The 23,815-nt window shown below is 64.7% G+C and carries 25 protein-coding genes; 13 read left to right on the top strand and 12 right to left on the bottom strand.

Features of this window, described 5'->3' with window-relative positions; all coding sequences use genetic code 11:
• Nucleotides 1-98 precede the first annotated feature (98 nt).
• Entirely contained in the window at nucleotides 99-1,262 is a 1,164-nt protein-coding gene (locus tag PMI15_RS16210) for an acyl-CoA dehydrogenase family protein (RefSeq protein WP_007871323.1), read from the bottom strand.
• A gap of 123 nt (nucleotides 1,263-1,385) precedes the next feature.
• Between PMI15_RS16210 and PMI15_RS16205 the strand changes: the two genes are divergently transcribed.
• The 3 genes from PMI15_RS16205 to fabG all read left to right on the top strand — a co-directional run bounded on the left by PMI15_RS16205 (nucleotide 1,386) and on the right by fabG (nucleotide 5,653).
• The gene (locus PMI15_RS16205; protein WP_007871322.1) at nucleotides 1,386-2,594 is read left to right on the top strand and encodes an acetyl-CoA C-acetyltransferase; all 1,209 of its coding nucleotides are present in this window, start codon (nucleotides 1,386-1,388) and stop codon (nucleotides 2,592-2,594) included.
• A gap of 119 nt (nucleotides 2,595-2,713) precedes the next feature.
• Entirely contained in the window at nucleotides 2,714-4,861 is a 2,148-nt protein-coding gene (locus tag PMI15_RS16200; protein WP_007871320.1) for a 3-hydroxyacyl-CoA dehydrogenase NAD-binding domain-containing protein, read from the top strand.
• A gap of 48 nt (nucleotides 4,862-4,909) precedes the next feature.
• Nucleotides 4,910-5,653 carry a 3-oxoacyl-[acyl-carrier-protein] reductase gene (gene fabG, locus PMI15_RS16195; protein ID WP_007871319.1) on the top strand — a complete coding sequence of 248 codons (744 nt, stop codon included), beginning with the start codon at nucleotides 4,910-4,912 and terminating at the stop codon, nucleotides 5,651-5,653.
• A gap of 18 nt (nucleotides 5,654-5,671) precedes the next feature.
• Here fabG and PMI15_RS16190 read toward each other — a convergent pair whose 3' ends face one another.
• The 3 genes from PMI15_RS16190 to PMI15_RS16180 all read right to left on the bottom strand — a co-directional run bounded on the left by PMI15_RS16190 (nucleotide 5,672) and on the right by PMI15_RS16180 (nucleotide 7,281).
• Nucleotides 5,672-6,034 carry a hypothetical protein gene (locus PMI15_RS16190; protein WP_007871317.1) on the bottom strand — a complete coding sequence of 121 codons (363 nt, stop codon included), beginning with the start codon at nucleotides 6,032-6,034 and terminating at the stop codon, nucleotides 5,672-5,674.
• A 122-nt stretch (nucleotides 6,035-6,156) separates the two neighbouring features.
• A complete protein-coding gene (locus PMI15_RS16185) occupies nucleotides 6,157-6,465 on the bottom strand; it encodes a hypothetical protein (protein ID WP_007871314.1) in 309 nt (102 codons plus the stop codon).
• A gap of 192 nt (nucleotides 6,466-6,657) precedes the next feature.
• The gene (locus PMI15_RS16180) at nucleotides 6,658-7,281 is read right to left on the bottom strand and encodes a hypothetical protein (RefSeq protein ID WP_007871312.1); all 624 of its coding nucleotides are present in this window, start codon (nucleotides 7,279-7,281) and stop codon (nucleotides 6,658-6,660) included.
• 318 nt (nucleotides 7,282-7,599) lie between these two features.
• Between PMI15_RS16180 and PMI15_RS16175 the strand changes: the two genes are divergently transcribed.
• Nucleotides 7,600-7,839: a hypothetical protein gene (locus PMI15_RS16175; RefSeq protein ID WP_007871309.1), complete on the top strand. Its 240-nt coding sequence runs from the start codon at nucleotides 7,600-7,602 to the stop codon at nucleotides 7,837-7,839.
• Between the two features lie 13 nt (nucleotides 7,840-7,852).
• Here the strand turns inward: PMI15_RS16175 and PMI15_RS16170 are convergent, their stop codons facing one another.
• The 5 genes from PMI15_RS16170 to PMI15_RS16155 form a co-directional block, all read right to left on the bottom strand.
• The gene (locus tag PMI15_RS16170; protein WP_007871306.1) at nucleotides 7,853-9,730 is read right to left on the bottom strand and encodes a PAS domain S-box protein; all 1,878 of its coding nucleotides are present in this window, start codon (nucleotides 9,728-9,730) and stop codon (nucleotides 7,853-7,855) included.
• Nucleotides 9,731-9,997: 267 nt separating this feature from the next.
• Complete coding sequence (locus PMI15_RS16165; protein ID WP_007871303.1) at nucleotides 9,998-10,405, bottom strand: GNAT family N-acetyltransferase; 408 nt, start codon at nucleotides 10,403-10,405, stop codon at nucleotides 9,998-10,000.
• Between the two features lie 119 nt (nucleotides 10,406-10,524).
• Nucleotides 10,525-10,800 carry a hypothetical protein gene (locus PMI15_RS16160; RefSeq protein ID WP_007871299.1) on the bottom strand — a complete coding sequence of 92 codons (276 nt, stop codon included), beginning with the start codon at nucleotides 10,798-10,800 and terminating at the stop codon, nucleotides 10,525-10,527.
• 97 nt (nucleotides 10,801-10,897) lie between these two features.
• Entirely contained in the window at nucleotides 10,898-11,215 is a 318-nt protein-coding gene (locus tag PMI15_RS24870) for a hypothetical protein (protein ID WP_157214650.1), read from the bottom strand.
• A 7-nt stretch (nucleotides 11,216-11,222) separates the two neighbouring features.
• Nucleotides 11,223-12,071, bottom strand: a complete 849-nt coding sequence (locus tag PMI15_RS16155) for an AraC family transcriptional regulator (RefSeq protein ID WP_007871296.1) — start codon at nucleotides 12,069-12,071, stop codon at nucleotides 11,223-11,225.
• A 76-nt stretch (nucleotides 12,072-12,147) separates the two neighbouring features.
• Between PMI15_RS16155 and PMI15_RS16150 the strand changes: the two genes are divergently transcribed.
• The 4 genes from PMI15_RS16150 (at nucleotide 12,148) to PMI15_RS16135 (ending at nucleotide 14,874) form a co-directional block, all read left to right on the top strand.
• Nucleotides 12,148-12,507: a cupin domain-containing protein gene (locus PMI15_RS16150; protein WP_007871294.1), complete on the top strand. Its 360-nt coding sequence runs from the start codon at nucleotides 12,148-12,150 to the stop codon at nucleotides 12,505-12,507.
• Nucleotides 12,508-12,585: 78 nt separating this feature from the next.
• A complete protein-coding gene (locus PMI15_RS16145) occupies nucleotides 12,586-13,563 on the top strand; it encodes a GNAT family N-acetyltransferase (protein ID WP_007871292.1) in 978 nt (325 codons plus the stop codon).
• A 145-nt stretch (nucleotides 13,564-13,708) separates the two neighbouring features.
• Complete coding sequence (locus PMI15_RS16140) at nucleotides 13,709-14,284, top strand: chromate transporter (RefSeq protein WP_157214649.1); 576 nt, start codon at nucleotides 13,709-13,711, stop codon at nucleotides 14,282-14,284.
• Nucleotides 14,281-14,874, top strand: a complete 594-nt coding sequence (locus PMI15_RS16135) for a chromate transporter (protein WP_007871287.1) — start codon at nucleotides 14,281-14,283, stop codon at nucleotides 14,872-14,874. Before PMI15_RS16140 ends, PMI15_RS16135 begins: the two co-directional genes overlap by 4 nt.
• A 16-nt stretch (nucleotides 14,875-14,890) precedes the next feature.
• Here PMI15_RS16135 and PMI15_RS16130 read toward each other — a convergent pair whose 3' ends face one another.
• Together PMI15_RS16130 and rlmB are read right to left on the bottom strand one after the other, a co-directional pair.
• Nucleotides 14,891-16,036, bottom strand: coding sequence for an NAD(P)/FAD-dependent oxidoreductase (locus tag PMI15_RS16130; protein ID WP_007871285.1), 1,146 nt, complete (start codon nucleotides 16,034-16,036; stop codon nucleotides 14,891-14,893).
• Nucleotides 16,033-16,785, bottom strand: a complete 753-nt coding sequence (gene rlmB, locus PMI15_RS16125) for a 23S rRNA (guanosine(2251)-2'-O)-methyltransferase RlmB (protein WP_007871283.1) — start codon at nucleotides 16,783-16,785, stop codon at nucleotides 16,033-16,035. The genes PMI15_RS16130 and rlmB overlap by 4 nt, the downstream gene beginning before the upstream one ends.
• 208 nt (nucleotides 16,786-16,993) lie before the next feature.
• Here rlmB and PMI15_RS16120 point away from each other — a divergent pair, with 208 nt between their 5' ends.
• On the top strand, nucleotides 16,994-17,872 hold the full coding sequence (locus PMI15_RS16120; RefSeq protein WP_007871282.1) for a DUF3365 domain-containing protein: 879 nt from the start codon (nucleotides 16,994-16,996) through the stop codon (nucleotides 17,870-17,872).
• A gap of 35 nt (nucleotides 17,873-17,907) precedes the next feature.
• Nucleotides 17,908-20,184 carry a protein kinase gene (locus PMI15_RS24085; RefSeq protein ID WP_007871279.1) on the top strand — a complete coding sequence of 759 codons (2,277 nt, stop codon included), beginning with the start codon at nucleotides 17,908-17,910 and terminating at the stop codon, nucleotides 20,182-20,184.
• Between the two features lie 7 nt (nucleotides 20,185-20,191).
• Here the strand turns inward: PMI15_RS24085 and PMI15_RS16110 are convergent, their stop codons facing one another.
• On the bottom strand, nucleotides 20,192-20,911 hold the full coding sequence (locus PMI15_RS16110) for an ABC transporter ATP-binding protein (protein ID WP_007871276.1): 720 nt from the start codon (nucleotides 20,909-20,911) through the stop codon (nucleotides 20,192-20,194).
• A gap of 49 nt (nucleotides 20,912-20,960) precedes the next feature.
• Between PMI15_RS16110 and PMI15_RS16105 the strand changes: the two genes are divergently transcribed.
• From PMI15_RS16105 to PMI15_RS16095, 3 genes are read left to right on the top strand one after another with little or no spacing between them, the layout of a single operon-like run.
• Complete coding sequence (locus tag PMI15_RS16105) at nucleotides 20,961-21,653, top strand: arylesterase (protein WP_157214648.1); 693 nt, start codon at nucleotides 20,961-20,963, stop codon at nucleotides 21,651-21,653.
• A complete protein-coding gene (gene mnmH / locus PMI15_RS16100) occupies nucleotides 21,650-22,717 on the top strand; it encodes a tRNA 2-selenouridine(34) synthase MnmH (protein WP_007871272.1) in 1,068 nt (355 codons plus the stop codon). Before PMI15_RS16105 ends, mnmH begins: the two co-directional genes overlap by 4 nt.
• Nucleotides 22,714-23,811 carry an SMP-30/gluconolactonase/LRE family protein gene (locus PMI15_RS16095; RefSeq protein ID WP_007871270.1) on the top strand — a complete coding sequence of 366 codons (1,098 nt, stop codon included), beginning with the start codon at nucleotides 22,714-22,716 and terminating at the stop codon, nucleotides 23,809-23,811. The genes mnmH and PMI15_RS16095 overlap by 4 nt, the downstream gene beginning before the upstream one ends.
• The last annotated feature ends 4 nt before the right edge of the window (nucleotides 23,812-23,815 follow it).

Genomic DNA, 23,815 nt, shown 5'->3' with positions numbered 1-23,815 from the left:
CCGCCTTGCCGTGCTGGTGCACTGTCTGCGGCGGCGCGCCTAGCCAGGACCGCTTCGCTGGGTTTTTCGAGCGACTCTCAGGCAACGAGGGCCGGGCGCTACTTCGCGCCCAGGCCCATGGCCCTTGAAATCACTTCCTTCATGATTTCATTCGTGCCGCCGTAGATGCGCTGCACGCGTGCGTCGGCATAGGCGCGCGTGATCGGGTATTCCCACATATAGCCGTAGCCGCCGAAGAGCTGCACGCATTCGTCCATCACCTTGCATTGCAAGTCGGTGCACCAGTACTTGGCCATGCTGGCGGTCGCGGTGTCCAGCTTGTCCTGTGCCACCAGTTCCACGCATTTGTCGGCAAACACGCGCGCCACCTGCACCTCGGTCTGCAGCTCGGCCAGGGTGTAGCGCGTGTTCTGGTAGCTGGCCACCGGCTGGCCAAAGACCTTGCGCTCCTTCACATAGGCCAGCGTCCAGTCAATCGCGGCCTGGGCCGAGGCCACGGCCGTGATGGCGATCTGCATGCGCTCCCAGGGCAGTTGCTCCATCAGGCAGATAAAGCCGCGGTTCTCATGCGCCTGACCGCCCAGCAGGTTTTCCGCAGGCACTTTGACGTCGGTGAAGAACAGCTCCGAGGTGTCCTGCGCCTTCAGACCCAGCTTCTTGAGGCGTTTGCCGGTCTCAAAGCCCGGCATGCCGCGCTCCACCAGCATCAGGCTGGTGCCCTTGGCACCGGCGGCCGGGTTGGTCTTGGCCACCACGATCACCAGGTCGGCATGCCAGCCGTTGGTGATAAAGGTCTTGCTGCCATTGAGCAGATAGCTGCCGTCGGGCTGCTTGAGCGCCGTGGTCTTCACGCCCTGCAGGTCCGAGCCGGCCGCGGGTTCGCTCATCGCGATGGCGCCCACCATCTCGCCGCTGGCCAGCCTGGGCAGGTACTTTTTCTTCTGCGCCTCGGTGCCGTAGTGCAGGATGTAGGGCGCCACAATTTCGCTGTGCAGGCTGTAGCCGATGCCGCTAAAGCCGCCGCGGCCCAGTTCCTCCATCTGGACCACCGAGTACAGCTTGTCCGCGCCCGCGCCGCCGTATTCCTCGGGCATGGTCATGCACAAAAAGCCGTTTTCGCCGGCCTTGTTCCAGACCTTGCGGTCCACATAACCCTGCTCCTCCCACTGTTCGTGGAAGGGCGCGATTTCCTTGTCCATAAAGCGGCGGAAGGCGTCGCGAAAGACTTCGTGGTCGGAGCTGAAGAGGCTGCGTTCGATCATGGTGTCACCTGTGGGGAAAACCTGGAGTATTTATACAAAGCGCCTGCTTTGTGAAATGAATATACTGCATGAGCATCCCCTTCCGCCTCCGAACCATCCCTGCCCTCCCCCGAGGAAAAACCCATGAGCACCGAAGCCTTTCTCTACGACGCCATCCGCACGCCGCGCGGCAAGGGCAAAAAAGACGGCAGCCTGCACGAGGTCAAGCCCGTCAACCTGCTGGCCGGCGTGCTGGTGGATTTGCAAAAGCGCAACGGCTTTGACACCGCGGCCGTCGACGACGTGGTCATGGGTGTGGTCTCGCCCGTGGGCGAACAGGGCGCCGTCATCGCCAAGGTGGCCGCGCTCAAGGCCGGCTGGGACTTCCGCGCCTCCGGTGTGCAAATCAACCGCTTTTGCGCCTCCGGCCTGGAAGCCGTCAACCTGGCCGCGCAGAAAGTGCGCTCCGGCTGGGAAGAGCTGGTGGTGGCCGGCGGCGTCGAAAGCATGAGCCGCGTGCCCATTGGCGCCGACGGCGGCGCCTGGGCGCAGGACCCCGAAACCAACAGCGCGACCCTGTTTGTGCCGCAAGGCATAGGCGCCGACCTGATCGCCACGCTCGAAGGCTTCAGCCGCGCCGACGTGGACGCCTTCGCGCTCGAAAGCCAGCAGCGCGCCGCCAAAGCCCGCGCCGCCGGCTACTTTGCCGGCTCGGTCGTGCCGGTGAAAGACTTCCTGGGCCAGGTCATCCTGGGCGAGGATGAATTCATCAAGCCGCAAACCACGCTCGAAGGCCTGGCCTCGCTCAAGCCCGCCTTCGACCAGCTGGGCGCCATGGGCTTTGACGCCGTGGCGCTGCAGCGCTACCCGCAGGTCGCACGCATACAGCATGTGCACCATGCCGGAAATTCCTCGGGCATCGTCGATGGTGCGGCCGCCGTGCTGGTCGGCTCCGAGGCCGCCGGTAAGACCCACGGCCTCAAACCGCGGGCCCGCATCGTGGCGGCGGCGCTCAGCGGCGCCGACCCCACCATCATGCTGACCGGCCCCATGCCCGCCACGCGCAAGGCCCTGGCCAAGGCCGGCCTCACGGTGGACCAGATCGACCTGTTCGAGGTCAACGAGGCCTTTGCCGCCGTGGTGATGCGTTTCATGAAAGAGATGAAGGTGCCCCATGACAAGGTCAATGTGAACGGCGGCGCCATCGCCATGGGCCACCCGCTGGGCGCCACCGGCGCGATGATCCTGGGCACGCTGGTCGACGAGCTGCACAGGCGCAAGCTGCGCTATGGCCTGGCAACCTTGTGCGTGGGCGGCGGCATGGGCATTGCCACCATTGTGGAAAAGATATGACTCCCCCCCCGAAGCGTCTGCTGCGCAGCCGCCTCCCCCTCAAGGGGGCAACACCAGCGGCCCGGCAAAGCCGGTTCCGCGGTGTTCCTCGCGAAAACCCTCTTTTCATGGCCAGTCCTATGAACACCATCAAGTACGAAGTCAGCGACGGCATCGCCACCATCACCTTTGACGAGCCCAATTCCCCCGTCAACACCATGTGCCTGCAGTGGCAGGAGGATCTCGGCGAAGTCACCGCCCAGGTGGTGAAAGACAAGGCATCGCTCAAGGGCATCATCCTGGCGTCGGCCAAATCCACTTTTTTTGCCGACGCCGATTTGAAGGCGGTCATGCGCCTCACGCCGGCCGACGCGCCCCAGGCCTATGCCGAAGTCGAACGCGTCAAGAAAAACTTCCGCACCCTGGAGACCCTGGGCATCCCCGTGGCCAGCTGCCTCAACGGCACGGCCCTGGGCGGCGGCTGGGAAGTCGCGCTGGTCGGCCACTTCCGCGTGGCGGTGGACGACCCCAAAACCCAGTTCGGCCTGCCCGAGGTGACCCTGGGCCTGCTGCCCGGCGCCAGCGGCGTGACCAAGATGACGCGCCACCTGGGCCTGATGGGTGCCCAACCCTACCTCGTCGAAGGCAAGACCTTCAGCCCGCGCCAGGCGCTGGAGCTGGGCCTGGTGCATGAACTCGTGGCCGACGCGGGCGAACTGCGCGCCAAGGCCCTGGCCTGGCTGGCCGCCACCCCTCAGGCACAGCACCCCTGGGAAGCGAAAGACTACAAAATCCCCGGCGGCACACCGGCCAACCCCAAGATCGCCGCGGCCCTCAGCGTCGCGCCCGCCATGCTCAAAAGGCAGACGCGCGGCCTCTACCCCGCGCCCGAAGCCATCCTGGCCTGTATGGTCGAAGGCACGCAGGTGGACCTGGAAACCGCTTTGCGCATCGAAAGCCGCTACCTCGCCAGGCTCATGACCGGCAACAATGCCAAGGCCATGATCAACACCTTTTTCTTCAACCTGAACGCCATCAAGAGCGGGCAGTCACGCCCGCCCCGGATGCCGAAGTTCAGGCCCAACAAGGTCGGCATCCTGGGTGCCGGCATGATGGGCGCGGGCATCGCCTATGCGCAGGCCAGCCGGGGCATCAGCACCGTGCTCAAGGACGTGAGCCAGGACAAGGCCGAGGCCGGCAAGGCCTACAGCGCCAGGATCACCGCGCCCCGCGTCGAGAAAGGCCGCATGACGGCCGCCGAACAAAGCGCCCTGCTGACGCGCATCACGGCGACCGACCAGGCCACCGACCTGGCCGGCTGCGAGCTCATCATCGAAGCCGTGTTCGAGCGGCGCGACCTCAAGGCCAAGGTCACGCAGGAGGCCGAGCCGCTGCTCGCGCCCGGCGGCTTCTTTGCCTCTAACACCTCCACCCTGCCGATTTCCAGCCTGGCCACGGCCAGCGACAGACCCGAAAAATTCATAGGCATCCACTTCTTCAGCCCGGTCGACAAGATGAAGCTGGTCGAAATCATCCGCGGCAAGCAGACCGACGACGAAACCGTGGCCCGCGCGTTTGACTATGTGCAGGCCCTGGGCAAGATTCCTATCGTCGTCAACGACTCGCGCGGCTTTTACACCAGCCGCACCTTCGGCACCTTTGTGATGGAAGGCGCGGCCATGCTGGGTGAAGGCATACCCGCCGCCGCCATCGAGAACGCCGGCATCCAGGCCGGCATGCCGGTGGGCCCGCTGGCCGTGCTGGATGAAACCGCGCTCTCGCTGAGCGTGCATGTGCTGGACCAGACCCGCACCGACTTCACGGCCGAAGGCAAGACCTACACGGCGACGCCCGGCGAACTGCTGGTCGAGCGCATGGTGAAGGAGTTGAAACGCCCGGGCCGCGCGGCCGGCGGCGGCTTTTACGACTACCCCGCCGAGCCCGGCGCGAAGAAAGAGCTCTGGCCCGAACTCAAAACCCTGTTCGAGAAACCCGGCACGCCCTGGGACATCCAGGAACTCAAGGACCGTCTGCTCTACCGCCAGGCCGTGGAAACGGCCCGCTGCCTCAGCGAAGGCGTGCTGACCACGGTGCACGACGCCAACATTGGCTCCATCTTCGGCATAGGCTTTCCGGCCTGGACGGGCGGCGCGATGCAGTTCATCTACGGCATGGGGATTGACGTTTTCATCGCGCGCTGCGGCGAACTCGCCGTCAAATTCGGGGCCGGCTTTGCGCTGAGCGGCGCAGTCAAGGACGCGATACGCAAACACCAGCCTGTGTATTGAACGGCACCGTTCTCCTTTCTTTTTTCATTCACCTCACCCAACTAATTCATGCCAAGACTCCAAAACAAGATCAGCCTTATCACAGGCGCCGCCCAGGGCATAGGCCTGGCCACCGCCCTCAAGTTCGCGCAGGAAGGCGCGACCGTCATCGTCTGCGACGTCAAACAAACCGGCGTCGACGACGCCGTGAAGCAATGCCAGGCCCTGGGCGCCCAGGCAGTGGGATTTGTGATGGACGTGACCCAGCGCGCCATGGTCGACGCCGTGGTCGGCAAGGTCAAAGACCAGTTTGGCCGCATCGACGTGCTGGTCAACAACGCCGGCATCACCCAGGATGCCCGCCTGCAGAAAATGACGCTGGAGCAATTCGACAAAGTCATAGACGTCAACCTGCGCGGCGTCTTCCACTGCGCCCAAGCCGTGGCCGACACCATGGTGGCCCAGGGCAGCGGCGTGATCCTCAATGCCAGCTCGGTGGTTGGTATCTACGGTAACTTCGGCCAGACCAATTACGCGGCCAGCAAGTTCGGCGTGATCGGTTTCACCAAGACCTGGAGCCGCGAACTGGGCCCCAAGGGCGTGCGCGTCAACGCCGTCGCACCGGGTTTTGTCGCCACACACATCCTGGACACCATTCCCGAAAAAGTCCTCAAGGAAATGGAGGCGCACGTGCCGCTCAAGCGCCTTGGCCGACCCGAGGAGATTGCCAATGTCTATGCCTTCCTGGCGAGCGACGAGGCCAGTTATGTCAATGGGGCGGTGATTGAGGTGTCCGGGGGGATGTCGGTTTAGGCAGGAGCGCCTGAGCCCCTACACGCCCCAGGAGAAGCGGCCTGAACTTGACTTCCCGTCGATTGTCAGCACGCCGGCATCGTTTCTGACACTCAGAATAAAGTCCTTTGGAAGCGTCGAATCTCCCGGGTTGATGAACCGGAGCAACAAGACCTTTTGTTGCGTATCGAAGGCCTCGACTTTTATGTGCCGCATCGGAATCACCACGCTTTGCTTGCCGCCGGGCATCCCAAAGCTGAGCGCGGCTATGGATGGCCGGCTGTCGTCGCCCACGGTGACATCCAGGAGATAGCCGTCCGCCTCGAATGAAATAGAGCTGGTGGCCGACGCCGTGGTACACGCGCTGATCGCTACGGCTATTGCAATGAGGGATGATCGCATTGGACCTCGCACCAGTGAATTTTGAGCATGTCATGAACTCGCGCCGCACCCGGAGCTTCAATCAATCATGCCAGCGATTCTAGGCGTGCAATCTGCGAATGACATCCTTATGCCGTTTGCGTTCAATCATTAAATTCACTCGGGTGAATCGTGTCGTACACATGACCCTCGCAACAGAAGACCACCATCCAAAGCCCGAACTTGTGGTCGGAGTCGGGGGGAATCAGTTTGTTGAGAGCCCGTGCAACGGCTTGTTTGACGGCCACGTCAACGTCTTTCCCGTCTGATGCCAGCGTTTCAACCGTCACCATCACCAGGGCCTCTTTTTCATAGAGCTCAACCTGTGGGATCGACCACCGTGCAGCCGTGGCGTCGACAAAGGCGAGCGCTACTTTGTCGGGAAGTTCCGGCTGGGAAGTAAACGTGCCCATGGCTTGCGATGTGAGTCCTGCATGGTGGTGAATCAGCGATGGCTGGATGATGCTTTATGGCCAGGGCGCGTCAACAGCCTCGGGAACAAAAGGAATTTTTCACCGAAATTAGTTCCTGTTTTCCGGCGCAAAAACAAGCCCGGGCCACCGATGGCTTAATCCCACACGGCCACGGGAGCTCCCACCAAGGGCTTATTCCCCATCCACATTCGTCCAGGTCACTTGTCCATCCTTCATCTCCAGGCGCAGGTGGGCGACGCCGTTTGCCTTCAAGCCAAACATCCGGCTGGTCTTGAGGGACTCCTGCTTCGCCGGGGGTGCCGCCTGGAGCGTTCTGTCCAGGGGGGCGGCAATAGGCGTCCATTCCGCGAGCACGGTCAGAATCGAATGGCTTGAATACTCACCCTGCACACCCGAAGACCAATCGCGCGTGGAGCCTTTCTCGACGTCACCGTAATCCGTTTTTGTCTGCCCTGAGCCGGTGTAGATCGTGATCCATACGGGCACATCGAGAAAGTTGTCGGTGCGGACCAGGGGTTTGGACCAATAAACACCGGAGTCGCCCCCAAGCAGAACCCGTTCGTAGGGATCGGATGGGCCCAGGGTCGTCGTGGTGTCCGTGTCGAATTTGGAATCCGTCGTGGGCCACTGCCCGCGGATCTGGTAATACGACCCGTGAAGGTAGGTTCCGCTGTTCCAGTCACGGAATGTTCCCGCATCGACATTGCCCCAATCCTCCTTAAAACCGCGATCCAAGGTGTAGATGGTGACCCACATGGGTTGGCTGGTGTGGTTGAACGTTCTGAATCCGGACATCTGGTTCCTCCTTTGAAAGCACGCGATAAAAAGCTTCACGGACGCCATGAAGCTTCGAGGCAGACATCCTTTAACGGACCACTGTGGATGCGCGGCCGGATGAACTGTGCGGTGCATGGTAGTGAGGCAGGGCCGGCCTGTATGTCGCACAAATGGGGTACGCGGATGGAGGTACTGCGCGCGGGGCGGGCCCGTGACTTATTGCGCATTCACCAGTCCGGCGTCTGCCCTCGGGAAACTACCCAGCGAAGCTGTGCAAAATGACATGGCGCGCGGGCGCCTGACCTGTCAGTATTCAGTCAACACCCAAGGAAACACATGCCCGCCGTTCTGCCCACCCGTTTGCCCCTTCCCGGGGATTCCGCCCTCGAGAAAACCCGGCACGCCGACAGCGCCGCGCGTGAGCAGCGCCACAACAGCCTGACGGCGAAGATGGCCGCGCACCGGCAAGGCAGCGGCCCGGCGCCGACGGCCGCGGAAATCGAGCAATGCAGGGAAGACGCCGCATTCGAGCAGGCCATGGGCAGGCTGCTGGGGGACGCGCCCCTGCCCCGCTAGGCGCTTTGCCGGCTCAGTCCAGGCGCTGGATCAGGTCTTCCAGGGCCGGGAAATCGACCGGTTTCACCAGGTGGCAGTCAAAGCCGCCGGCCAGGGTCCGGTTCCTGTCGTCCTCATGGCCGTAACCGGTAATGGCCGCAATGAGCATGCCGGGGCCGCGCGGCAAGCTGCGCAGTTCGCTGGCGACTTCAAACCCATTCATGCCGGGCATGCCGATATCGACCAGCGCGGCGTCCGCCCTGTAGGTTTTTGCGATCTCCAGCGCGTCGGGCCCGTTGTAAGCGACCTTGGCCGAATGCCCCAGCAGCCGGAGCACTTCCGCGAGGCTGTCGGCCGCATCCCGGTTGTCGTCAACAACCAGGAATTTTTTCGAAGGCTCATCGGCCGCCACCGGCTTGCCTGCGGTCGCCCCGGGGATCGAAAACCTGAACCGGCTTCCCCTGTCGGGGCCCTCGCTGTCGGCGCTGAGCACGCCGCCATGCATTTCCACCAGCGACTTGGCCAGCGTCAAGCCTATGCCCAGGCCGCTTTCCTTGGCGGCCGACTGCATGTCGCCCTGGGAGAACAATTCAAAAATCTCCTGGATCGCGGTCCTGGTAAGGCCCAGCCCGGTGTCTGACACCTCGGTCCACACCTGGCTGCCTTCCGCCCAGCAGCGCAGCGTGATGCGCCCGCCCGCCGGCGTGTACTTGGCCGCGTTGGTCAAAAGGTTCTGGATCACCTGGGTCAGCCGTATGCTGTCGGCGTCCACATAGATATCGTCCTGCGGCAGCTCCGAGGAAAATGTGTGGTGCCTGGCGTCCATCATGGGCCGCATGGCCTCCGCGGCCCGGCTCAGGACCTGGTTGTAGAGCACGGTTTCTTTCTTGAGCCGTATCTTGCCGGTGGTCAGGCGCCCTACGTCCAGCAGGTCGTCGACAAGCCTTGTCATGTGGGTGAGCTGGCGGTCTATCATCTCGCGGCTGTTTTTGACGACCGGGCTGGGCGCGGGCTCGAGTTGCAGGACGGTGACGGCATTGCGGATGGGCGCCAGCGGATTGCGCAACTCATGCGCGAGCATGGCCAGGAATTCATTCATGCGCCGGCTGGAGCGCTCCAGTTCCTCGAGCCGCCGGCGCTCGGACATGTCGCGTGTGATCTTGGCGAAGCCGCGCAACTGCCCTTCGGCATCACGGATGGCCGTGATGACCACATTGGCCCAGAACCGGGTGCCGTCCTTGCGCACGCGCCAGCCCTCTTCTTCGGCTCGGCCTTTTTCCAGCGCCGTCCGCAACTCGTTCTCGGGCATGCCAAGCGCCAGTTCCTCGGGCCGGTAAAACATGCGAAAGTGCCGGCCTATGGCCTCGGAAGCGGTATAGCCCTTGAGGATCTGCGCGCCGGTGTTCCAGCTCTGGATGATGCCCTCGGGGTCCAGCATGAAGATCGCATAGTCCTGCACGCCCTCCACCATCAGGCGCAGCCGCTCTTCGCTTTCGCGCAGGGCTTGCTCCTGCCTGCGCCTTTCGGTGAGGTCGCGGGTCACCTTGGCGAACCCCGCATGGGTCCCGTCCGGATCGGTCAGCGAGGTGATGACCACATTGGCCCAGAAGCGCGAGCCGTCCTTGCGCACCCTCCAGCCCTCGTCCTCGAAACGGCCCCTTTTTTTGGCGAAGGCCAGCTCCTGCTGGGGCCAGCCGGTGGCCCGCGCCTCGTCCGTGTAAAACATGGAGAAATGCCGCCCTATCACTTCATCGGCGACATAGCCTTTGATGCGGGTTGCGCCGGCATTCCATGACACCACATGCCCGTCCGGGTCCAGCATGAAGATTCCGTAGTCCACCACCGAATCGACCAGCAGGCGAAAGCGTTCGATGCTGACGGAATCCACGGGCAAGACGGTATGGAGGCTCACGGCGCTCCATCTCCCGCCCTGGCCAACGGCTCGCGAGCGCTCGGCATGGAAACTGAGCTGACTGCGTACAAATACAGCATCACAAGAGGACCCGGGCAAAAAGAAACCCGGGCGGCCCGGGCCTTGAACTGGTAAATCCAGAGGAGTGAGTGCGGCCCCCGGATGGGGTCGCCACTTCAATATAGCCAAGCCAAAAGTAACATTCTGTAGGAGAACGCCGCATTCCAAAGCCCGCAAGCGCTTGCGGGCTGGCTGCGGAGCCTGGCCTTAATGCTTTCGACGGATCAGAAACGCGCTGCCGGCCGGCTCAAAGCCCTGCGTCGGGTAGTAAGACATGGCGTCGGGGGCTGAGAGCAATATCAGCGATACCTGGTCCCCGATCACGGCCCGCGTGCGCTTGATGAGTTCCTTGCCGATGCCGGCGCCCTGGTACTTTTTGTCGACGGCGAGGTCGGAGAGATAGCAGCAGTAGGCGTAGTCGGTCAGTGAACGGCTCACGCCCACCAGCTCATTGCCTACCCACGCTGACAGCACAAGACATGGCGCGGCGAACATGCGCGTGATTCTGGGCAGATCACCCGTGGGACGCTTGAGGCCGGATTGGTCGAAGACGCGCACAACGTCAAGCGGGTCCAGCGGATAGTTGTGGCGGTATTCAACGGCGATGTCTGTCATGGGTCAAGGGCCTCCAGTTGGTCGTGATCGTTTTATCCGGCATCGACCATCGCCGCAATGGACACTTTCAGCCAAAACACCCCGGAACAGGCAGCTTCGCGCCCCGATGCGTTTGGGCATCACACCACGACAACATCGCCCCATGCCAGCCCGACATACAGCCCGCCCCAGAGAAAAAACATACCGATCAAAAACAGCACAAGAACCGCGGTGAAGCGATCGACTGCGGTGAATTCGATCCAGCCCCCGTCCGTGAGCAACTCCAGAAGCATGTCCGCCCAGCTCACGGGCTGGCTTTGAATTTCCGGCTCATGCCTGGAGATCAGCAGCTTCCAGGCCCCCACCAGGAACAGGCCGCCGATAAAGCAGCAGAGGACCGCGAAGGCGTCAATCATGGGAGAGGAAGGGGCGATTCTTTTTACGCATTCTTTCCTTCCGTACTTTCAAGATCTGCGGCATAAACCGGACACGGAAAAATCATAAGCCGATAGATCATTGGCAATCTATGGTGGCTTGAGGTTTTGCAGCACATGTCGGCCGCGGCAAGAGCAGGAAGCTGCCGGCAAGCAATGCAATGCCCACCAATGCCCTCAGTGGCCACGACAACCGCCAAAAACCATAGCCAAGTGCCACCAGCATTGCCAAAGCCACCAGGCCGAAAACAACACCGATCGCTGTACCGCCAAGAGCGCTGCCGCAAAGCATTACCGCATAAAGCGCCGCAAGCAGAGACACAACCACCGCCGCGGCACCCGCAATCGTCACGGTTGCGGCTTTGCCGATGGAGGAAAGATAGTGAGATGCTGGCATGGTTTGGCTAGCACCCAAGCCGCATCTGCCGCAACCAGGCCCCAGGCGCAAGCCCCACACTCCCTTTGAAACGCCGGCTGAAATGGCTCTGGTCGGCGAAGCCGCAGGCTGCGGCGACGTCGGCCAGGCCCTGGCCGGCCAGCATGGCGGACTGGGCGCGTTCCAGGCGCACGGCATTGAGGTAGATATGCGGCGGCACGCCGAACTGCCGGGCAAAAGCGCGGGTCAGGTGTACGCGCGAAAGGCCGGCCTCGCGCGCCAGGGCGTCAACGGTGATGTCCTGGTCGTAGTGGCTGCGCAGGTAGTCGCGAATGCGGGCCATGCGGGCCGCGCCGGCGGCCTTGCTACCCTCGCCCGCGCTGCGCCGCTCGCCGTAACGCTGCAGCAGCCGCACCAGCACATGGCGCGTGAGTTCCTCGGCGCGCAGCGATTCCTGGGCCTGGCCCGCCGCGCCTATGGCGTGTGCCAGCGCGCGGCCCATGGCCGCGTCGCGCACCACGGGCTGGCGGAAGTAGGCCGCCATGTCGACGCCGGCCTCCTTGTCGCGGCACTCTTCCACCACATGCGGCGCCACATACAGCATGCTGTAGCCAAAGCCCTCCTGCGTGCCGCGCTGGCCGTCGTGCGGCTCGTCGGGATTAAAGAGGATGACGTCGCCGCGCAGGCTGGCGTGCAGTGTGCCGCCGCAATGAAAAGTCTGCACGCCGGAGGCGGTGACGCCTATGGAATAGGTTTCGTGGCTGTGGCGCTCAAACGTATGTTCGGTGAAGTGGGCCTTCATCTGCGTCACGCCGGCCAGCGCGCCGGGGCGAAAGCGCGCCCAGTCCTGGGCAGTGGGTTGCTGGGCATGGTGCATGAAACAATCGTACAAGACGCGGCAGGCGCGGACAAGCAGACTCCTTTCTTCCAACACAACGCAAGAGGAGTTCTCCGTGAAAACAGACGCCATAGACCTGCAGGCCAAGCTCGCGAGCTTTGAGGGCCACTGGCAGCCGCGCACCGTGAGCGAGTTTAACGGCCACGACGTCATGGTGGTCAAGGTGCAGGGTGAGTACAGCTGGCATTCGCACCCCGAGAGCGACGATTTCTTTCTGGTGCTCAAGGGGGAACTGCACATCGACATCGAAGGCAGCCCCACCGTGATCCTCAAGCCCGGCCAGCTTTATGTGGTGCCGCGCGGCGTGCGGCACCGGCCGCGCGCGGTGCAGGAGGCGCAACTGCTGCTGATAGAACCGACGGGCACGCCCAACAGCGGCGATGCGGCCACGGCAGCGCCGCGCAGGGTGATCTGAAGCCGGGCCTCGGGATTGGGATCTATCGGGGAATCTAATTACTTGACTTTGTCAATTAATTGCTTGACGATAGCCGGCATGGCTCTATCAAGCTCCCCCACCCTCCCCACGTCCGTCACCGCAGCCACACCGACCGCCGCCGTGGCGCACATCAAGGCGATACGCGGCTTTAACCGCTTCTATACCCAGCGCATCGGCGTGCTGGCCCCTTACCTGGGCAGCGAGTTCTCGTTGACGGAGGTGCGGGTGCTCTACGAGCTGGCCCACCGCGACCAGCCGACCGCGACCGAGCTGGGGCGCGATTTGTCGCTGGACGCGGGCTATTTGAGCCGCATCCTGCGGCGCTTTGAAAGCCAGGGCTGGCTGGCGCGTGTACCCTCGCCGGCCGACGCGCGGCAAAGCCTGCTGAAACTGACAGAGGCCGGGCACAAGGTATTCGCGCCGCTGCAACAGCAGTCGCGCGACGAGGCGGCCGCCCTGCTGGCCCCGCTGGCGCCAGAGGACCAGCACAAGGTGGTGAGCGCGATGGGCACGGTGCAGCGACTGCTGGCCGGTGCGGACGATGCCGCGGCGACGCGCACCGTAGTGCTGCGCGACCCGCAGCCCGGCGACATGGGCTGGGTGGTGCAGCAGCACGGCGAAATCTATGCGCGCGAATACGGCTGGAACAGCGAGTTCGAGGCGCTGGTGGCCGACATCGCGGGCAAGTACCTCAAGAACCACCGGCCCGACTGCGAGAAATGCTGGATCGCCGAACTCGACGGCGAGCGCGTGGGCGCGGTGTTTGTGGTGCGCAAGTCAGCCACGGTGGCGCAACTGCGCATGCTGATCCTCACGCCGGGGGCGCGCGGCCTGGGCCTGGGCGGACGGCTGTCGGACGAATGCATCGCCTTCGCGCGCGCCAAGGGCTACAAAAAAATGGTGCTCTGGACCAACAGCTGCCTGGCGGCGGCGCGCGCGATTTACGCCAAGCGCGGCTTCGAGCTGGTCAAGAGCGAGCCCTACCAGGGCTTTGGCCATGCGCTGGTGGGCGAGACCTGGGAGCTAAAGCTTTAGGGCTACAGCCTTGAAAGCTCCTGAGGTGTTCAGCCCGGGGCCTCGTGAACCACGAAGAGCGGGCTATTGTTTTAATAGCAGATGAAGCGCCTCGGCTTCTTGCGCGCGGACCTGGGAATGCGCTATGCGCGGCGATAATGGGCGCATGAGCCTCCCGCCCGCGCAAGAGCATCCGCAACCCAAATCCCTCACCGACCTCTTTGTTTCATTCACCCTGCTGGCCCTGCAGGGTTTCGGCGGCGTCCTCGCCGTCGTGCAGCGCGAGCTGGTCGAGAAAAAACGCTGGATGACGCGTGAAGAGTTCATCGAAGACTGGGCGGTGGCGCAAATCATGCCGGGCCCCAATGTGGTGAACCTGTCCTTGATGGTGGGCGGGCGTTATTTCGGCCTCAAGGGCGCGATGGCGGCGCTGGCCGGCATGCTGACGGTGCCGCTGGTGCTGGTGCTGCTGCTGGCGGTGCTGTATGCCCAGTTCGCGGGCCACCCCGGCGTGGCGGGCGCGCTGCGCGGCATGGCCGCGGTGGCGGCCGGGCTGATAGGCGCGACCGGCCTCAAGCTCTTCGGCGCCCTCAAAAAGAACGTGCTGGGCCTGCGGCTGTGCATGGGCCTGGGCGTGCTGTGCTTTGTGTCCATCGCGCTGCTGCGCATCCCGCTGGCTTACGTGCTGCTGAGCCTGGGCCTGGCGGCCTGCGTGCTGGCCTACCGGAAGCTCGCGCCATGAACGAACCGCTGCAAACGCTGCACCTGGTCTTCGGCGCGCGGGAATGGTTTGACCTGTTCCTGCACTACCTCTCGCTGTCGCTGCTGTCGGTGGGCGGCGCCATCAGCACCGCGCCCGACATGCACCGCTTCCTGGTCGACAAGCAGCACTGGCTGACCGACGCGCAGTTCAACGCCTCCATCGCCATCGCGCAGTCGGCGCCCGGGCCCAATGTGCTGTTCATCGCGCTGATGGGCTGGAACGTGGGCCTGAACGCCGGTGGCATGCTCAGCGGGCTGCTGGGCGTGTTCCTGGCGCTGCTGGGCATCCTGATTCCGAGCACCACGCTGACCTATACCGCCGCGCAATGGGGCCACCGCAACCGTGAGCTGCGGGCGGTGCGCGCCTTCAAGCAAGGCATGGGGCCCATCGTGGTGGCCTTGCTGATCGCCACCAGCTGGATCCTGGCCGGTGCCAACGGCAGCTCGCTGAAGGACTGGCCGGTATGGCTGGTGACGGCGGCCTCGGCCGTCATCGTCTGGCGCACCCGCATCCATCTGCTGTGGCTGCTGGGCGCGGGCGCGCTGCTGGGCTGGTACGGGCTGGTCTGAGCCGCTGCCCGAAAAGCTACTGTGGCTTGCCGCGCCGGTGAAAGTACACCATGCGCGCCGCCTGCCGCATGGGCTCGGTGTCCAGCGCCAGGTTGAAGATCCAGTCGGCCTGGAAATGATCGAACAGCCAGCGCAGCGTGCGCTTGGCGCGAAACGTCGGGTAGTTCCGCACCAGCCCGCGCATGGGATCGGCCGGGTCACCGCCATCGGCCGCACCGGCTTGCAAAAAGGCCGCCACGGCGCCACCCACCGCATCCCCATGCTCCAGCGCCGTATGGATGCCGCCGGCCGTCACAGGCGACACCATGCCGGCGGCGTCGCCGACCAGCATCACGCGCGCATCGGACACGCGCTTCAACACGCCGCCGCAGGGAATCATGCCGGCGCGCGTCGCCAGCGGCGCGGCATCGCCGACATCGACGTGCGGCGCGATCCTGGCCGTGAAAGAGTCCATCCAGGCCTGTTTGGGGGGCACACCTGAGGCCGACATCCGCCGGGCCAGGCCGATCTGCTGGATGCCGACGCCGGCGACAGCCCAGCCGATGTAGCCGGGCGCGAGCTTGCGGTTGATGAAGCAATGCAGCAGGTTGGCGTCCAGCCGGGCCTGGCCGTATTCGTGCTCGATGCCGAACAGGAACTGGGTATTGAGCGACAGGCCCAAGGCCTTGGCGACACGCGAATGCGGGCCGTCGGCGCCGACCAGGTAGCCGGCCCGCAGCACGGCCGGCTCCTGCGAGGCCACCGATTTGACCGACACGGCCCAGCCGCCGCCGCTGTCCCGCGCGGCGCTCTCAAACAGCGTGCCCGCGAGCAGCGTGACGCCGTCTGCCCGGACGGACGCGCACATCCAGTCCAGCAGGGCCGGCGTGTCGGTCGCCCAGAAGTAATAACCGGGCGCGTGCAGGTCCACGTGGCGCAGGTTGGGCGAATACAGCCGCACGCCGTCCACCCGGCGCACCAGCGATTCGGGCACCTGCTGCAGCCACGGGATGGTGTCTATGGCATCTTTGACGATGATGCCGGTGGTGTGCAGCTTGTCCCCTGAAGAAGATTTTTTTTCGACAACGGCGACTCGCAGGCCGGCCCGTACCGCGGCGCGCGCGCAGGCCAGCCCGGCAAAACTCGCGCCTATGACGACGAGGTCAAAGCGCTGCTGCGTCATGCCCTGCGCTGGCGCAAAGCTTCGTAGAGGCAGACGCCGCTGGCCACGGACACATTGAGGCTTTCCACCGCGCCGCGCATGGGAATGCTGACCAGCTCATCGCAGGTCTTGCGCGTGAGCTGGCGCATGCCCTCGCCTTCGGCGCCCAGCACCAGGGCGACCGGGCCTGTCAAATCCACGTCGTAAATGGTTCTTTCGGCATCGTCGCTGGTGCCTATGCACCAGATGTTGCGTTCCTTGAGCTCGCCCAGGGTGCGGGCCAGGTTGGTGACCATGAAATAAGGCATGGTCTCGGCCGCGCCGCTGGCCACCTTGGCGACGGTGGCATTGATGCCGGCGGCGTGGTCCTTGGGGGCGATCACGGCATGGGCGCCGGCGCCGTCGGCCACGCGCAGGCAGGCGCCCAGGTTGTGCGGGTCGGTGACGCCGTCCAGCACCAGCAGCAAGGGCTGGGCCGTACCGGCTTCCTCGAGTTGCTCGAGCAGTTCATCAAGCGACTTGACCTGGGCCAGGGCATCGACCCGGGCCACCACCCCCTGGTGGCCGTGGCTGCCGCACATCTTGGCCAGGCGCAGGCCGTCGGACTCGATCAGCCGTATGCCGGCTTCGCGGGCACGATCCGTGAACTGGCGCATGCGTGCATCGCGGCGTGAAGCGTCGAAAAACACCTCCAGAACGGACTTGGGCGCGGTTTTGATGCGCACGCCGACGGCATGGAAGCCAAAAAGGACTTTGGGGGTAGATGACATGCAGGGGATTATCACTGCAGCCCCGGAAGCCGCCGACGGTCGAAGCGCAGCCCTGTTTAGGCCGTCAACAGCTTCTTAGGCATTACTACCGGTGCATGGGGGCCGACCGGCGGTCACAATGCGGGCTGGGTAAGTCTAAAATAGTAACAATTTGTTGATCCTGCAGGGCAGGACGTTTTCCGCAATAAAGCGCACAGTTGGGGGCACTATGGGATTGAGGCTTAAATTTAATCTGGTGTTGATCGTGGTGTTCCTGGCCGGCTTCGGCGCCGCCGGGTTCATGTCGCGCCAACTCCTGCAGGAAAACGCACGCGAGGAAGTCCTGCGCAATGCGCGGCTCATGATGGACACCGCCCTCTCGGTGCGCGCCTACACGGTGGAGCAGATCAAGCCGCACCTGGACAAGCAGCTCGAAGAAGTCTTCCTGCCGCAGACCGTGCCGGCCTACGCCGCCACCGAAACCCTGGGCCACATCCAGAAGAAGTACCGGGACTACGGCTACAAGGAAGCGACGCTGAACCCGACCAACCCGCGCGACCGCGCGACCGACTGGGAAGCCGACATCGTCCAGCAGTTCCGCCAGAACGCCGACTCGAAAGAGCTGATCTCGGAGCGCGCCGCCGCCACGGGCCGGCTGCTCTACATCGCCAAGCCCATACAGATCACCAACGCGGCCTGCCTGCAGTGCCACAGCGTGCCGGCCGCCGCGCCGGCCAGCATGATCAAGATCTACGGCGAGGCCAACGGCTTCGGCTGGAAACACAATGAAATCATAGGTGCGCAGGTGGTGACGGTGCCCATGGAGATTCCCATCCGCAACGCCGAACGCACCTTCAAGACCTTCATGGCTTCGCTGGCCGCGGTGTTCGCCGTGGTCTTCGTGGTGCTCAACCTGATGCTGAGCTGGCTCATCGTGCGGCCCATACGCCGCATGTCACGGGCCGCCGACAAGGTCAGCACCGGCGACTTCGAGGTGCCCGAATTCGCCGACGGCGGCAAGGACGAGATGGCGGTGCTGGGCAGTTCCTTCAACCGCATGCGCCGCAGCCTGGAAAAAGCCATGCAGATGATTGACCGCGGCGACTGACCGAGAGATTGCCCGCCCACCACGACACCGGACGCATGACCGAGCCCGAAGACAAGACCCGAACACTGCCCGTGCGGCCCGACGCCGCGGGAAGCGGGGATGTGGCCGCCCTGGCGCCGGGGCAGACCGTCTTTGAATACCGCATTGAAAAAATGCTGGGCGGCGGCGGTTTCGGCATCACCTACCTGGCGCAGGACATCAACCTGCAGCTGCCGGTGGCCATCAAGGAGTATTTTCCGGGCGACCTGGCCGTGCGCTCGGCCGACCTGTCGGTCCACGTCCGCTCCGGCGAAAACCGGGGCCAGTTCCAGTGGGGCCTGGAACGCTTCCTGGACGAAGCCCGCGCGCTGGCCTCGTTTCGCCACCCCAACATCGTGCGGGTGCTGCGTTACTTCAAGGAAAACGGCACCGCCTACATCGTCATGGAGTACGAGTCGGGCGACCCGCTCAAGCGCTGGCTGGCCAAGCAGCCCGCGCTGGACCAGCAGGGCCTGCTGAAGATCGTCTATCCGCTGATGGACGGCCTGGAGGCGGTGCACAAGGTGAATTTCCTGCACCGGGACATCAAGCCGGACAACATCTACATCCGCGCCGACGGCACTCCGGTGTTGCTGGATTTCGGCGCGGCCAGGCGCCTGACCGGCAACCAGGACATGACCAACATCGTGAGCCCGGGCTTCGCGCCGTTCGAGCAGTACCACAGCAAGGGCCACCAGGGGCCGTGGACGGACGTCTATTCGCTGGGCGCGGTGATGTACTGGATGACGACCGGCCACAAGCCCATGGAGTCGGCTTCGCGCGTGCGCGAGGACAGCATGCCCAAGGCCGCCGACACCGCCAGCGCGGTGGTCTTCGGCGCGCCGCTGCTGCGCGCCATCGACTGGGCGATGACGCCCAACGAAACCCAGCGGCCGCAGGACATCGCGGCGCTGCGCCAGGCGCTGCTGAGCTCGGACTTCGTGAAGACGCAAACCCTGCGAGCGGCCAGTGTGCTGGTGCCCGCCACGCCCCCTGCTGCGCCCGCCCCGGCCGCGCCGGTGCCGGCGCCCGTTGAAACCAGAACAGTCACCGCGCCGCCCGACAACGCCCTGCTCGCCTACGCCGCCAATTCGCAGTCCATCCCGCTCAACAGCGCCGAAAACCTGCGCAAGAACGTGCTGGGCACCATCATGTTCCTGGACCTGGTGTCCTACTCCACCTATTCGGTGGACCAGCAGGTGGTGGTCAAGTCGCTGTTCAACGAGCTGATCACCAAGGCCATAGGCGGGGTGAAAGAGTCGTCGCGCATCATGATAGACACCGGCGACGGCGCGGCCATCTGCTTCCTGGGCGATCCCGAGGAGGCGCTGCAGTCGGCCCTGCTGCTGCGCGACCTGCTGGCGCAGAAGTACGGCCGCAAGCTGTCGCTGCGCGTGGGCCTGCACCTGGGCCCCATCCGCATGGTGTTCGACATCAACAACCGGGTCAACGTGGTGGGCGACGGCATCAACGTGGCCCAGCGCATCATGGACTTCGCCAGGCCCAACCAGGTGGTGGTCTCGCGCGCCTACTACGACGTGATCTCGCGCATCACCGACAGCGCGGCCGGCCATTTCGACTACCTCGGCCCGCACATGGACAAGCACCTGCGCTCGCATGAGATCTACGCGGTGCTGGACCCGAATGCCGCCCCGGCGGCGCCCGCGGCGCGCAACCTGGAATTCGAGCACACCGCCTCCTTCGCCGCGCTGGCCTCGCTGACACCCGAAGTCGTGCACGACATTGAAACCGAGCTGGCCAAGCTGATCGGCCCGCTGGCCCGGGTGCTGGTCAAGAAGTCGGTGCCGCGCACGGTGAGCGCCCAGGGCCTGCGCGACCTGCTGGCCGTCTCCATTCCCGACGCCACGGCGCGCGAAGCCTTTGTGCGGCCGCGCAGTGCCAGCGCGCCCGTGCATTCAACGCCGCTGGGCGCCTCGGGCCCGCGCACCGGTGTTACCAGCGCCACCGGCGGCACCAGCGTGCCCAGCCGCGTGCTGTCCATGCCGGTGTCCGGCCTGCGGCACCAGGACATGAGCCGGCCCTCGGGACTGTCGACGCCTTCGGGACCGTCCGCGACCTCGACCTCCATCAATGTGCAGTATTTCAGCGCCGAGCTGCAGGCCCAGCTGGAACGCATGCTGAGCCTGTACATAGGCCCGCTGGCCAGGACGCTGGTGCGCAGGGAATCGGCGCGCCACACTACGCTGGGCGGCCTGGCCAAGGCACTGGCCCTGCAGATCGACAAGCCCGACGACCGGGCGAAATTCCTGGCCGCGGCGCAAAAGCTGCGCTGAGCCCGGCTCAGGCCGAAACAACCCGTCCCGCGTCTATGGTGATGCGCCGCTCGCAGCGCGCGGCAATGCCCTGGTCGTGCGTCACCAGCACCAGGGTGGTCCCGAGTTCGCGGTTGAGCTCGAACATCAGCGACATGACGGTTTCACCGGTGGCGAAGTCCAGGCTGCCGGTGGGCTCGTCGGCCAGCAACACCGCCGGCTGCACCACAAAAGCCCGCGCCAGCGCCACGCGCTGCTGCTCGCCGCCCGACAGCACCTTGGGGTAGTGGCCCAGGCGCTCGCCCAGGCCGACGCGCCTGAGCATCTCGGTGGCCTGCGCGCGGGCGTTTTTGGCGCCCGACAGCTCCAGCGGCAGCATGACGTTCTCGAGCGCGGTCAGGTTGCCCATGAGCTGGAAGCTCTGGAACACAAAACCGACCTTCTGGGCGCGCAGGGCGGCGCGGTCGTCCTCACTGAGGGCGAACAGATCCTGCCCGGCCAGCTTGACCGTGCCCTCGGTGGGTGTGTCCAGCCCCGCGATGATGGACAGCAAGGTGCTTTTGCCCGAGCCCGAAGCGCCGACAATGGCGGCGGTTTCGCGCGCGGCGAGCGCGAAGTCAATATCGCGCAAAATGGCCAATGTGCCGGTGGAGTCGGTCACCGACTTGAAAACATGCTCCACGGAAATAATTGAAGCTGCCTGGGGCTTTGCAGCCGCGCCTGGAAAGCCGGGCGCCGTAGAGCCCATGGAAGCATCACTCACCGCAGGTTCAAACATGTCAGCCTTGTCAGAAAATATGAAATCCGACTTTACCAAGCTTGCCGGCCAAACAATAGCGCGCCTGCTAAAACCTTTGGCCGCGCTGCTGGTGGCCGCCGTGCTGGGGGTGGTCCCGGCCGTCCGGGCGCAAGCGCCCGCCTCCGCCGCCCAGGGCGACACGGTGCTGGTCGTTGGGGACTCCCTGAGCGCCGAGTACGGCCTCAAGCGCGGCACCGGCTGGGTGCCGTTGCTGGAAAAGCAGATCGCCGGCGAAAAGAAAAGCGCCAAGGTCGTCAACGCCAGCATCAGCGGCGACACGACTTCGGGCGGCCGCTCCCGGCTGCCGGCCCTGCTGGCGCAGCACAAGCCCGCCGTGGTGGTGATAGAGCTGGGCGGCAACGACGCCCTGCGCGGCCTGCCGCTGGACATGACCGAGCAAAACCTCAGCGCGATGACGCAGGCCGCCAAAAAGGCCGGCGCGCGGGTGCTGCTGGTGGGCATGCAGGTGCCGCCCAACTACGGCAGCGCTTATGCGGCGAATTTTTCGGGCCTGTTCGCCAAGGTCGCCAAAGCGGAAAAAGTGGCGCTGGTGCCGTTTTTCCTCAAGGGTGTCGCCGACGCCGCCGACCCGGTGGCCGCCTTCCAGGCCGACCGCATCCACCCCAACGAGCAGTCGCAGCCCCGCATGCTGGCCAATGTGTGGCCCGAACTCAAGAAACTGCTCAAGTGAGCCTGGACCGCATTTCCGCCGAGGAAGCGCTGGCCAGCCTGGGCCGGTACTCCGACATCATCGACGCCCGCAGCGAGGATGAATACGCCGAGGACCACCTGCCCGGCGCGCTGAACTGGCCCAGCCTGCACGACGAGGAACGCAAAATCGTCGGCACCCGGTACAAGCAGATCAGCCAGTTCGAGGCCAAAAAACTGGGCGCGGCGCTGGTCGCGAAAAACATCGCCGAACACATACAGCGCGAGGTGCTGGACAAACCGCGTGAATGGCAACCCCTGCTTTACTGCTGGCGCGGCGGCAAGCGCAGCGGCGCGCTGGCGCTGGTGCTGGAGCAGATCGGCTTTCGGGTCACGCTGGTCGACGGCGGCTACAAGGCCTTCAGGGCGGCGCTGGTGGCCGACCTGCCGCGGCTGGCGGCGCACTTTCACTACCGGGTGGTGTGCGGCCCCACCGGCTCCGGCAAGACCCGGCTGCTGCAGGCCCTGGCGGCCGAGGGCGCGCAGGTGCTGGACCTGGAAGCGCTGGCCCGGCACCGCAGCTCGGTGCTGGGTGCGATTCCCGGCCTCGAGCAGCCCAGCCAGAAGGCCTTTGACAGCGCTATCTGGTCCATCCTGCGCGGCTTCGATCCGGACAGGCCGGTGTATGTGGAAAGCGAAAGTAAAAAAGTCGGCAATGTGGCGGTGCCCGAAGGCCTGATGACCGCCATGCGGGCCAGCCCCTGCCTGGACCTGCGCCTGCCCGAGGACGAGCGCGTGGCGCTGCTGCTCGAAGACTATGACTTCTTCGTCAAGGACACCGCGTTTTTCTGCGAGCGTTTGGGCGCCTTGACCGAGGTGCGCGGCAAGGCCACGGTGCAGGACTGGCAGGCCCGCGCGCACGCCGGCGACGCGGCATCGGTGGTGCGCGAGCTGCTCACCCTGCACTACGACCCGGGCTATGCGCGCTCCATGGAGCGCAACTTCAGCCAGTACCCGAAAGCCACCCCGCTCAACGCGGCCGACCGGTCGGGGCAGACCATGGCGGGGCTGGCCAGAGCCATTCTTGAGGAGGAGACATCAACATGAAAAAAATCCTTGCCGCCCTCGGTATCGCCCTTGCCGGGTTGGCCGCCTACCTGTGCCTGTGGCCGGTGCCCATCGCGCCGCAAAGCTGGGAAGCGCCCGTGGCACCCGGCTACACCGGCCCATTCGCCGCCAACAGCAAGCTCGCCAACCTGAAAACCATCCCGCTGGGGGCCGAGGAAGGCCCTGAGCACCTAGTGGTGGCCCGGGACGGAAAGCTTTACGCCACGGTGGCCAGCGGCGCCGTCCTGCGGATGAACCCGGACGGCAGCGGCCGGGAGGTGGTGGTCAACACCGGCGGCCGCGTGCTGGGTTTTGACTTCGATGCAGCCGGCAACATCATCGCCGCCGACGCCTTCAGGGGCTTGCTGTCGATTTCGCCGGACAAAAAAGTGACGGTGCTGGCGGACCAAGCCGCGGGCACGCCGATCCTGTATGCCAATGCGGTGGTGGTAGCCCGCAACGGCAAGGTGTATTTCAGCGATGCCTCCACCCGCTTTGGGGCCCGGGACTGGGGCGGCACCTTCGAAGCCAGCATTCTCGACATCCTGGAGCAGTCCGCCACGGGCCGGGTGATCGAATATGACCCGGCGACCCAGGCCACACGCATCGTGGCAAAAGGCCTGAGCTTTGCCAACGGCGTGGCCTTGAGCCAGGACGAGCGCTCGCTGTTTGTGGCTGAAACCGGCAAATACCGCATCTGGAAACTGCCGGTGGATGCGCGGGAGCAGGACATAGGCCAGCCCGGCGCCGGGCTCAAGCCGCTTTTTGACAACCTGCCGGGCTATCCCGACAACCTGATGCGCGGCCTGGACGGCAAGGTCTGGGTAGGCCTCGTCAAGCCGCGCAACCCGAAGATCGACGGCATGGCCCGCAAGCCCTTGATGCGCAAGCTCACGCTTCGCCTGCCGCGCGCCTTGTGGCCTATTCCCAAGGCCTACGGCCACGTGGTGGCGTTCACGGAGGACGGGAAAGTGGTAGCCGACCTGCAGGATCCTACGGGCGCCTATCCAGAAACCACCGCCGTGACGGAGACGGCGGACAGGCTGTATGTGCAAAGCCTGCATGCCAGGGAGCTGGGCTGGCTACCCAAATAAAGCG

It is taken from the genome of Polaromonas sp. CF318 (genome assembly GCF_000282655.1).
Lineage (GTDB): Bacteria > Pseudomonadota > Gammaproteobacteria > Burkholderiales > Burkholderiaceae_C > Polaromonas.
The sequence above is the reverse complement of the archived record's forward strand: the minus strand, read 5'-3'. Positions and strand labels throughout refer to the sequence as shown.